Annotated in this window: 6 protein-coding genes; 1 reads left to right on the top strand and 5 read right to left on the bottom strand. The window is 59.8% G+C overall.

Annotated features, from left to right (window positions below; translation table 11 throughout):
• Positions 1–262: 262 nt before the first annotated feature.
• From PSV43_RS24770 to PSV43_RS24755, 4 genes are all read right to left on the bottom strand, one after another.
• On the bottom strand, positions 263–1,669 hold the full coding sequence (locus PSV43_RS24770; protein WP_300204055.1) for a DUF1501 domain-containing protein: 1,407 nt from the start codon (positions 1,667–1,669) through the stop codon (positions 263–265).
• On the bottom strand, positions 1,666–4,749 hold the full coding sequence (locus PSV43_RS24765; RefSeq protein WP_300204052.1) for a DUF1553 domain-containing protein: 3,084 nt from the start codon (positions 4,747–4,749) through the stop codon (positions 1,666–1,668). The genes PSV43_RS24770 and PSV43_RS24765 overlap by 4 nt, the downstream gene beginning before the upstream one ends.
• Before the next feature lie 60 nt (positions 4,750–4,809).
• Positions 4,810–6,258, bottom strand: a complete 1,449-nt coding sequence (locus tag PSV43_RS24760) for a DUF1501 domain-containing protein (RefSeq protein WP_300204049.1) — start codon at positions 6,256–6,258, stop codon at positions 4,810–4,812.
• 491 nt (positions 6,259–6,749) lie between these two features.
• Positions 6,750–7,733, bottom strand: coding sequence for a malate dehydrogenase (locus PSV43_RS24755; protein ID WP_300204046.1), 984 nt, complete (start codon positions 7,731–7,733; stop codon positions 6,750–6,752).
• Between the two features lie 129 nt (positions 7,734–7,862).
• Between PSV43_RS24755 and PSV43_RS24750 the strand changes: the two genes are divergently transcribed.
• Positions 7,863–10,445 carry an Amuc_1098 family type IV pilus outer membrane protein gene (locus PSV43_RS24750; protein ID WP_345784692.1) on the top strand — a complete coding sequence of 861 codons (2,583 nt, stop codon included), beginning with the start codon at positions 7,863–7,865 and terminating at the stop codon, positions 10,443–10,445.
• Positions 10,446–10,452: 7 nt separating this feature from the next.
• Here the strand turns inward: PSV43_RS24750 and PSV43_RS24745 are convergent, their stop codons facing one another.
• Positions 10,453–10,758, bottom strand: coding sequence for a 4a-hydroxytetrahydrobiopterin dehydratase (locus tag PSV43_RS24745; RefSeq protein WP_300204058.1), 306 nt, complete (start codon positions 10,756–10,758; stop codon positions 10,453–10,455).
• Positions 10,759–10,766: the final 8 nt, after the last annotated feature.

Genomic DNA, 10,766 nt, shown 5'->3' with positions numbered 1-10,766 from the left:
GTCTTCGACGCCAAATACACCCAACCTACAGGAATAGAAGTCAAACTATTGGGTAGAAATTCTATACGGTGTCTTCGCAAATAGAAAAGCTGCACCGCCCTTGGTGCGGTGAACCGCAGGCTTTTTTCCCCGACGGCATGGACCGCAGGCAGGAGGCAAAGAAGGGATCGTTGAGCAGGAGGTCAGCCATGGCGGTGGGAAAGGATTCATCTGCGGTGGGGAACCAGAGTCGCCGCAGAATGAAAAGAGCATTTTCCACCCCTCACGCCATCACTGCCCTCATCACCCGCCCGTGCACATCGGTCAGGCGAAAGTCGCGGCCCTCGGCACGGTAGGTGAGCCTCTCATGATCGATGCCCAGCAGATGCAGCAGCGTGGCGTTCAGATCATGCACATGCATGGGATCACGCGCGACGTTGAAGCAGAAGTCATCCGTCTCACCAAACTGCAGGCCGGGCTTCACGCCGCCGCCCGCCATCCACATCGTGAAGCAGCGACCGTGGTGATCGCGGCCATGGTTGGTGGGTTCCAGTTTGCCTTGCGAGTAGGTGGTGCGGCCAAATTCACCGCCCCAGACGATGAGCGTGTCATCGAGCAATCCACGCTGCTTGAGATCGCTGATCAGTGCGGCGCAGGGCTGGTCGATGTCACCGCATTGCAGGCGCAGATCGCTCGGCAGATTGTAGTGCTGGTCCCAGCCGCGATGGTACAGCTGGATGAAGCGCACACCGCTTTCCGCCATGCGGCGCGCCAGCAGGCAGTTCGCCGCGAAGCTCCCCGGTACCCGTGACTGCGGCCCATAGGCTTCAAAGGTGGCGGCGCTCTCGCTTTGCAGGCTGATCAAATCCGGCACGCTGCTCTGCATGCGGTACGCCATCTCATACTGCGTGATGCGCGTCTCGATCTCGGGATCCAGCTGCTGCGCGAGCTGCCTGCGATTGAGCGCCTGGATGACATCAAGCTGATCCCGCCGCGAGGCCGCGCTGATACCCGGTGGATTGGAAAGATACAAAACCGGATCGCCACTGCTGCGGAAGCTCACCCCCTGATGGTTCGAAGGCAGGAAACCCGAACCCCACAGCCGCGCATACAGCGGGTCCGCCGGGCGGGCCGCACTGCCGCGTGAGATGAGCACCACAAAGGCCGGCAGACTCGCATTCTCGCTCCCGAGTCCATAACTGGCCCAGGCTCCAAAGCTCGGACGCCCCGGCTGCTGATGCCCCGTCTGCAACAGCGTCACACCCGGATCATGATTGATCGCCTCCGTGTGCATGGAGCGGATGATGCACATCTCATCCGCCACACGCCCCAGATTCGGCAGCAGCTCACTCATCCACGCACCAGACTGGCCATGCTGCTGAAAATTGAAAATCGATGCAGTGATCGGCTTGCTCTTCTGCCCGCTCGTCATTCCCGTCAGGCGCTGATCTCCCATCACCGAAGGCGGCATCTCCTCGCCGTGAATTTTTTTCAAGCCGGGTTTGTGATCAAACAAATCGAGCTGCGACGGCCCGCCGTGCATGAACAGATAGATCACCCGCTTCGCCTTCGGCGCATAGTGCGGCGCGGCAAAGGCCCGGCCTTCACCCATCAATGAAGCCAGCGCCGCCGTGCCGATCCCTGCGGAGGCACGACCAAAAAGCTGTCGTCGAGTCAGTGATGCGTTCATCGGCGGGTGATGGTTTCGTCGAGGTTGAACAACGTGTGCAGGGTGAGCGCCCACGCGGCCAGCTCCACCGGATCAAGATCTCTGCCGCGAGTGGAAGCACCCTCGGCGATGAGTTTCATCGCCGCCTCGCGATCAGCCGCAAATCGAGCCCGCTGCCTGCTCAGCAAATCGCCCAGCAGCTTCAGTTCCTCAGGCTCCGGCCTGCGACACATCACACGCCGGAAAACCAGCGCGAGCCTCTCGACCTCAGAACCCTTGCTCCCCAGCGTCCATGCGGCAAGCACACGTGCAGCCTCGATGTACGTCTCATCATTCAGCAGCACCAGTGCCTGCAGCGGCGTGTTGGTACGCGCGCGGCGCACCGTACACTTCTCACGCGTTGGGCCATCAAAAGTCAGCAGGGCAGGGGGTGGCGACTGCCGTTTCAAAAACGTGTAGAGACTGCGCCGCCACAGTCCGTCGTTCGTATCAGTCACATAGCTTTCCTCGCCATTGTAGGAGACGGCCTCCCACAATCCGGGCGGCTGGTAGGGCTTCACACTCGGCCCGCCAATCTTCGGTACCAACAATCCGGAAACCGCCAGAGCCTGATCACGCACCATCTCCGCGCTCAGCCGGAAAGAAGGCCCACGCGCCAGCAGAAGGTTGGACGGATCGCGTGCAGAAAAGGCCGAGCTTTGCCGATACGTCGCGCTCATCACCATCAGCTTCAGCATCGCCTTCACATCCCAGCCGCTCTGCATGAAGCGCACCGCCAGCCAGTCAAGCAGTTCCGGGTGACTTGGGGCTTCCCCTTGCGAGCCGAAATCATTCACCGTGCGCACCAGCCCTTCACCAAAGCATTGCTGCCACAAACGATTCACCGCGACACGTGCCGTCAGCGGATTCTCCTTCGAGACGACCCATTGCGCAAAGCCCAAGCGGTTGGGCGGAGCGTTCGTCGGCCATTGGGACAATGACGCAGGCACACCGGGGCGCACCTCCTCGGCAGGATGATCATACTGGCCGCGTGTCAGAAGGTGCGTCTTGCGTGGGCTGGGCATCTCCTGCATCACCAGCGTGGTGGGAATACTTTCCCGCATGCCAGCTTCAGCCGCTCTGGCCTCACGCACTCGCTGGTGCGCGGCGCGCGTCACCGCATCCGCATGCTGCTCCACAAACCAGTCTTGCAGCAGCGTACTGTCAGCCGCAATGCGTTTGGCCGCAGGCATGGCGACAATCCCACGCAGTCGCTCGCTCCAAAACCACGCCCCGGCTTCTTCCTGCGTGATGGCCCGCCGCAGCAGGCGCAGCTCATCCAGCTGACCGTAAAATCCGAGACTCGAATCCCGCCTGCCAATGCGCAGAGGTTCCCCGCACGCCGTCGAGCCTCGCAGCGTGTCATTCATCGCTTTCGTCGCCGCAGGCTGGCCATCAATAAAGACCCTCATGCCACCAGCCCGGCGCGAGCCGTCGTAGCTGACTACCAGATGATGCCACTTTTTGGAAGAGACAGGTTCCTGCGTGACCAGCTCGATGGCATCCGTGCCCCACTTGCTAACCAGATTGATTTGAAAGCGGCCCTTCTGCCAGATCACCTCAAAGCCCCGCCGTCTGCTCTTAGGCTCGATCTTGGACAGCACACCGCTCAGCGAAGTGTCCGCCATGACCCAGAGACCGACCGTCCATGCCGCATCGGTGTCGAAAGCTCCCTCCCACTCCGCATGCTGCGTGGCATCAAACTTCGCCGACTGACCGAGGATGGCATCCTGAAATACAAAGCGGGTGCCGAAGTGCTTCGCGTTGATCTGCCCATCGAAAGAGAAATGCGCAATGATCTGCGTAGTGGGAGCTGCCGCCAGCGCCGCCACCGCAGTTTTTTCCCACACCGCAATCTGCTGTTTCAAAGCCGCCGCGACAGGCTGAAAATCCCTCTCTGCCTGCTGTGCGGCCGCAGAGAGGCGTATCAATTCCTGTGTCTGCTGTTCCGATGACACGCTCAGTACCGGTGGCGGGTTGTCATTCTTGATGAGGCCGGACTCGGGAACGCTGTTGAAAAAAGCAAAGAGCTGGTAGAACTCGCGCTGCGTGATGGGATCGTACTTATGATCATGGCAGCGTGCGCAGCCGATGGTGAGCCCCAGCCAGGTGGTGCCGGTGGTTTCCAGACGATCCGCCACATATTCCACCCGGTATTCCTCATCAATGATGCCGCTCTCATTGTTCGCCATGTGGTTGCGGTTGAAGCCGGTGGCGATGCGCTGCGCGGTGCTCGCGTTGGGAATCAAATCCCCCGCAAGCTGCTCAATCGTAAACTGATCAAATCGCACGTTGCGGTTGTACGCATCGATCACCCAGTCCCGCCACGGCCACAGGCTGCGCGTCTTGTCGCCAAAGTAGCCGTTGGTGTCCGCATAGCGCGCCGCATCCAGCCATTCCACCGCCATGCGTTCACCGAAGTGTTTCGAGGCCAGCAGACGATCCACCGCATGCTCATAGGCCTGCGCGCTTGGATCAGCATGAAGATAGTCATCCATCTCCTTTAGCGTGGGCGGCAGCCCCGTGAGATCAAAGCTTACACGCCTCAGCAGCGTTTCGCGCGCTGCCTCCGGGCTGGGCGGCATGCCTTCCTTCTCCAGGCGAGCAAGAACGAAACGGTCGATCTCCGTGCGCGGCCACTCCGCCTTTTTCACAAGCGGAAGCGAAGCACTCTTGGGCGGGATCAAAGACCAGTGCGCCTCGTATTCGGCTCCTTCCGCGATCCAGCGTCGCAGCGTCTCTTTCTCCTCCGCTGTGAGCGAAAACTTCGACTCCGGCGGCGGCATGATATCATCGGCATCGGTGGTGCTGATCCGCTGTATCAACTCGCTCTCCTCCGACTTGCCCGGCGCAATGCTCTGCCTTCCATCACGGGAAGCGATAGCGTCATCGCGTTGATCCAATCGCAGGTCCCCCTTGCGCCCCTTTTCATCAAAGCCGTGGCAGCGAAAACATTTGTTGGAAAGGATCGGCCGGATGTCCCGGTTAAAACCCAGCCTGGCCTCTCCCGCACTGGCGGCTCTCATGCAGCACAGCAGCATGATCAAACAGGTCGAAACCATGTGGCGGATGCACATTCTAGATACACGCGCCTCGGCCCGTATTTTATCAAAGCCAATCGTTCAAGCGATCACTTCCCGCACCACATGCCCATGCACATCCGTCAGCCGGAAGTCTCTCCCCGCATGGCGGAACGTCAGCTTCTCATGATCCAGCCCTAGCTGGTGCAGGATCGTCGCATGCAGATCATGCATGTGTACTTTGTCCTCCACGGCCATGTGGCCGAGTTCATCCGTCGCGCCGTGGGCATGGCCGGATTTAAATCCACCGCCCGCCACCCACACGGTGAAGCCGAGCGGGTTGTGATCGCGTCCCGTGCCGTTTTTCTCCGCGTAAGGCGTGCGGCCAAATTCGCCGCCCCACCACACGATGGTATCTTCCAGCAGCCCGCGTTGTTTGAGATCCGCGAGCAGCCCGGCAATGGGTTTATCGACCGCCGCCGCGTGGTCGCCATGCTTCGGCAGGTTGGAGTGCTGATCCCAGGCGGGATTGTTCGAGTTGTCGCCGTAATTGACCTGGATGTACCGCACGCCCTGCTCGGCCATGCGGCGGGCCATGAGGCACTGGCGGCCGAAGTTATCGGTGGTTTTTTCGTTGATGCCGTAAAGCTTGAGCGTGTCTTCCGACTCGTCGCTGATGTCCATCGCTCCCGGCGCTTTATTCTGCATGCGCCAGGCCAGCTCATAGCTGCGAATCACCGCATCAATATCCGTATCACCGGCCATCGCATGCGCGGCCTGTTCCGCATTCAGCGCACTCAGCAGTCCGTACTGCTTGCGCTGCTGCTCGGGCGTCCAGATCGCATTGGTAATGTTCTTGATGGTGGACTCTTTGGCAGGCATGCCGCTGCGTCCCACGGGCGTGCCTTGGAAAACAGCGGGCAGAAAGGCATTGCCATAGTTCCGCGGTCCACCGTTGCCGAGGCTCGGGCTGATCGTCATGAAGCCGGGCAGATTTTCATTCTCCGCGCCGAGGCCATACATCACCCACGAGCCCATGCTCGGGCGGATGTTGCTGGTGGTGCCGGTGTGCATGAACAGCGTGGCCGGGCCATGCGCCACGCCCTCCGTGTGCATGCCGTGCAGGAAGCACAGGTCATCCACATGCTGGTTGATGTGAGGAAAGAGATTGGAGGCCCAGCGGCCGGTCTCGCCATGCTGCTTGAAGTCCCACAGCGGCTTCATCACCCGCTGCAGCGCGCCCTTGCCAGTCTTAGCGAGGGCGCGGGAATCCATCACATCGATGATCTTGCCGTCGTCTTTGAAGAGACGTGGCTTGTAGTCGAATGAATCGACATGGCTCACGCCGCCCTGCATGAAGAGGAAAATAACCCGCTTCGCCTTCGGTGCATGATGCGGTTTTTTGAGCGCGATCGGATTCACCAGCGCTGCCTGACTCTGCGCCATGGCCTGCCACGCGAGGTAGCCGAAGCCACAGCCCGTAGTCTGGAGGAAGTCGCGGCGGGAAGAATGCATGAGGCCATAACGCAGGCAGGGGAGGGGATTCATCATGCGGGTGTGAAAAAGCGGAACTACACCCCCGCTGGGTGGCTTGAATGGAGAGGGACCATCTTGGTCCCTCACGCTCCGCACACGCCCTCCGCCCCGCGCTGACAAAACGCGGCTTGCTTCTCCGCTGACACCGCCGACTTCGGCAGCACACAAAGGAATCAGGACGATCCCTCTCCTGCCAGAGCGCTGGGTGGCTTGAAAGGAGAGGGACCATCCTGGTCCCTCACGCTCCGCACACGCCCTCCGCCCCGCGCTGACAAAACGCGGCTTGCTTCTCCGCTGACACCGCCGACTTCGGCAGCACACAAAGGAATCAGGACGATCCCTCTCCTGCCAGAGCGCTGGGTGGCTTGAAAGGAGTGGGACCATCCTGGTCCCTGGGGGCGTGGTGATGGGCGTGGCTCTGCGAGATGATCGAGGAAGAGACCTGGCCCGGACACAAAAAAGCGGCACCCGTGAAGGTGCCGCTTTGGGATTGAACTGCTCTTTTATTACAGCATGTCAGCCACAAAGGAGCGCTCATCGGTGAGCTCCTTGTTGGTCGCAGCGATCTTGGATTTCGCGAAGTCATCCATTTCGTAGCTGGTGATGACCTCGTAGCTGCCCGGGGTCGTCGTGCGCACCGGCATGCCAGCCCAGACTTCAGGATTGAAGCCATAGAGGCCATTGCTCTTCACGGCGATGGAATGGATCGCGCCAGGGGTGAAAAGGGAGCGGACGTGATCGACGAGGGCGTTCGCTGCGGAGGCGGCGGAAGAAGCGCCACGCGCCGCGATGATCGCTGCACCACGCTTGCCCACGGTTTCAAGGAAGGGACCTTCGAGCCAAGCCTGGTCATTGATGACTTCGGCTGCGGCCTTACCACCGATGGTGGCATGGGCGAAGGACGGGAACATCGTCGGGCTGTGATTGCCGTAAATGAAGATGTCCTTCACTTCTGTGAGGTCCACGCCGGCCTTTTGGGCGAGCTGGGTCTGGGCACGGTTTTGATCCAGACGCACCATGGCGGTGAAACGGTCTGGTGTAAGGCGCTTGGCCTGGGAGGCGGCGATCATGCAGTTCGTGTTCGCCGGATTGCCGACGACAGCCACGCGGGCGTCATCTGCTGCCACAGCGTCAATGATCTTGCCCTGTTCGATGAAAATTTTGCCGTTGTCCTTGAGCAAGTCGGCGCGCTCCATGCCTGGGCCACGTGGCTTGGCACCCACCAGCAGGCACCAGTTGGCGTCTTTGAAACCCACGGCTGGGTCAGAAGTCTGAACGATGCCCTTCAGCAGCGGGAAGGCGCAGTCATCAAGCTCCATCGCCACACCGGCGAGGGCGGCCATGGGCTTTTCAAACGGAGCTTCGATGAGCTGGAGGATCACCGGTTGATCCGGGCCGAACATGGCACCGGAGGCGATGCGGAAAAGGAGGGCGTAACCGATTTGACCGGCGGCGCCGGTGACTGCGACTTTGATGGGTGCTTTGGCCATAGATGATTGGGGATGGGCAGTCATCAGAGCAAGATGGGGCGGCAGGGCAACCCCCGGCTGAGATTCATGGCAGAAAATGCTTGGGCGAAACACCGAGTCCTGTTATAAAGTCGAATTTCCCCTATTTTGATGCTCCTGCAGCCTTTCCCGAAATATCCCGAAGCCGTATTGCCACGCCGCCTGCTCACTCGCGGCGCTGTTGCGTGCCTGATGATCATTCTGGGAGGAAATGCAGTCACGCCTGCGGGTGCCCAGTCAGTCTCAGCCATGGCCCAGGCTGAAGCACGCCGTCGCGCCATTCAGGTCAACACGCTGAACACTGAAATCGAGCGCGGGTACCAGTTGATCGAACAGGAAAAGGCGGCTGAGGCGCTGACCTTGTTTGAGGGTGCCTACAAGGCGCTGCCAAACATTCCTCTCGCCCAAGAGTCACGACTGGCTGCGCGCAACGGCTACGTGGTGGCAGGCTGTCTGATGGCCCAGGAATACGCCGCCAAGGGAGATCTTGCGGCAGCGGGCAAAGTGCTGGATCAACTGCTGGCACCTGATGTGGCACCGAAAGACGAACGCGTACTGTCGCTCAAGAAACGACTCGGAGATCCGGATCGCTTTCCTCCCTCACTGACCGCCAAACATGTGGACAACGTGGGAGCGGTGCAGACGCTGCTGCTCAAGGCCAGTTCGTTTCTCCAGCTCGGTGATCTGGACAAGGCCATTGCAACTTTCCAGGATGTGCTGCGGATTGACCCCACCAACAGTGCCGCCCGGCGTGGCATGGAAAACGTCGAGCGGGAAAAGCAAAAGTACTACAAAGCCGCCTACGACCAGCAGCGGGCCAAAATGCTGGGCGCGGTGACTCAGTCATGGGAAGATCCTGTGCCTCTGACCGACATGGATCGCAGCTCCCTGTTTGGAGCCAGTGCGGCATCCCTCGTCAATCAACAGACTGGGAGCGATAGAATCACGCAAAAGCTGCGCTCGATCACCTTTCCCAAGGTGGATTTTGATGGGGCCACATTGGACGAGGTGGTTGAACTGCTGCGAGTTCGCAGTCGTGATTTGGATACTGAGGGTAAAGGGGTCAGTTTTGTCGTCAGTGCGCCCCCTGAGTCGCGTAGCAAGCCTATAAGCCTGAATCTTCTCAATGTGCCGATGGAGGAGCTGCTGCGCTACGTGAGCGAGATGTGCGGAGTCGCCTACAAGGTGGATGAGCATGCGGTAATCTTTGTTTCCATCAGCGAACGCAACAGTGCGGTCGTCACCCGCTCCTTCCGGGTGCCGCCGGATTTTATTCAGAACTCCCCAGGAGCAGATCCGGGTGCTGCTCCGCCAACGGATCCTTTTGGTGCCCAGGCTCCGGCTGGAGGGGCGCTGATCATTCGCCGCTTGGGTGCAAAGGAGTTTCTCGAAGCGCGTGGAGTGACCTTCCCGGAGGGGACGAGTGCCAGCTACAACGCATCGACCAACGCACTGACCGTTCGCAACACGATCGCCAACATGGAGACGGTTGAAATGATCGTCGAGCAGGCGACCAAGGCCTCGCCGAAGATGGCCGTGATTCATGTGCGAATGCTGGAGGTGAACCAGACGAACCTTGAAGAGCTCGGTTTTGACTGGCTCTTGGGTGGAGTCAGCACCAGTGGCCAGAATCTCTTCTTTGGCGGTGGTAGTGCAGGAAATGGAACGCCGACAAGCGCAGGTAACTATCCATTTCAGACGCCTTACGTGGTCCCTGGTCTCACTGTGGGTGGTGAAGAAGTGTTTCCCTCGACTCCAGCTGCCGGAGCTTTTGGAGGGCCCGCACCACTGGGAAGCACGGTGCCTTTCCCCTACGGCGGTGGCCCCGTCACGTCAGGTCTCAGGTCGGGCGACTTTGCGGCATCAGCAAACGCCATCGATAGTTTGCTCAACACCGGTTCGGTCACTGGGAACAAAAACGTGGCACCGGGTATTCTATCCATTTCAGGCGTGTTCTCCGATTCTCAATTTCAAACTGTGATGCGCGCGCTTTCACAGAAAAAGGGAGTGGATGTCAATGCTTCCCCCAGCGTGACTACCAAAAGTGGTCTCAAAGCGATCGCCGAGGTTACGCAGGAGTTCATTTATCCGACAGAGTTTGATCCACCCAGACTGCCGCAGGGGGGGGGGCAAATCACTGGTGGGGGCGGTCAGCAGCAGATCGCCACGCCGACAACGCCCACCGCCTTCGAAATGAGGAAAACCGGCGTATTGGTCGAGGTAGAACCGATTATTTCCGAAGATGGTCGCACCGTGGAACTCACGATCGCACCAGAACTGACTCAATTTGAGGGGTTTGTGAATTACGGATCACCTATCAACGTGCCCGCAAGCCTCAGTGTACTGCCAATCCAATTGTCCACCGGTGCCACGGGTTACGTCCCTCTGAGTTCACGTGATCAGTTGATCACGCCCAACTTGATTCTGCAGCCAGTATTTAAAACGCAGAAGGTGGTCACTGCGGTGAAGGTGTATGATGGCGCAACGATTGTGCTGGGCGGGGTCAAGATTGAGAATCGTACGCTGGTGGAAGACAAGGTTCCTATCCTGGGAGATCTTCCTTTTGTAGGCAGGCTCTTCAAGAGCAACACCAAGCAGACCAGCATGAAGAACATCATCATCTTTGTCACCGTAGAGGTGGTGGACCCTTCCGGCCGCAGGGTCAACCGCGACTCTGCCGCCATGGTGCCTTGAGTTCGTATCAGGAGGGGTCGGTCGGGGCGGCTTCGACCGATCTGATCTGACAGGCCAGTGCGAAGTCCAGCCCGGTCAATCCCCCGGCGCTGTGGGTGCTCAGACGCACGGTGACTTTGCGCCAGCCGACAAACAAGTCCGGGTGGTGGTTCATCGCCTCGGCCAGACCGGCCACGCGTCGCACAAATTCGATGCCGGCCAGATAACTCGTAAAACGGAACTCCTTCACCAGTTCCGTGCCCTCCACCTGCCAGCCGGGGAGGCCGATCATCTGCTGCTGGATGGCGGATGCACTCAAAAGCTCCGGTTTCATGGCGGCAG

The sequence above is a fragment of the Prosthecobacter sp. genome, assembly GCF_029946185.1.
Classification (GTDB): Bacteria; Verrucomicrobiota; Verrucomicrobiia; order Verrucomicrobiales; family Verrucomicrobiaceae; genus Prosthecobacter.
The sequence above is the reverse complement of the archived record's forward strand: the minus strand, read 5'-3'. Positions and strand labels throughout refer to the sequence as shown.

Excerpts from the sequence above, each read along its gene's own strand:
- PSV43_RS24750 (WP_345784692.1), top strand. The coding sequence starts at position 7,863 with ATGCTCCTGCAGCCTTTCCCGAAATATCCCGAAGCCGTATTGCCACGC.
- PSV43_RS24760 (WP_300204049.1), bottom strand. The coding sequence starts at position 6,258 with ATGATGAATCCCCTCCCCTGCCTGCGTTATGGCCTCATGCATTCTTCC.
- PSV43_RS24765 (WP_300204052.1), bottom strand. The coding sequence starts at position 4,749 with ATGGTTTCGACCTGTTTGATCATGCTGCTGTGCTGCATGAGAGCCGCC.
- PSV43_RS24755 (WP_300204046.1), bottom strand. The coding sequence starts at position 7,733 with ATGGCCAAAGCACCCATCAAAGTCGCAGTCACCGGCGCCGCCGGTCAA.
- PSV43_RS24770 (WP_300204055.1), bottom strand. The coding sequence starts at position 1,669 with ATGAACGCATCACTGACTCGACGACAGCTTTTTGGTCGTGCCTCCGCA.
- PSV43_RS24745 (WP_300204058.1), bottom strand. The coding sequence starts at position 10,758 with ATGAAACCGGAGCTTTTGAGTGCATCCGCCATCCAGCAGCAGATGATC.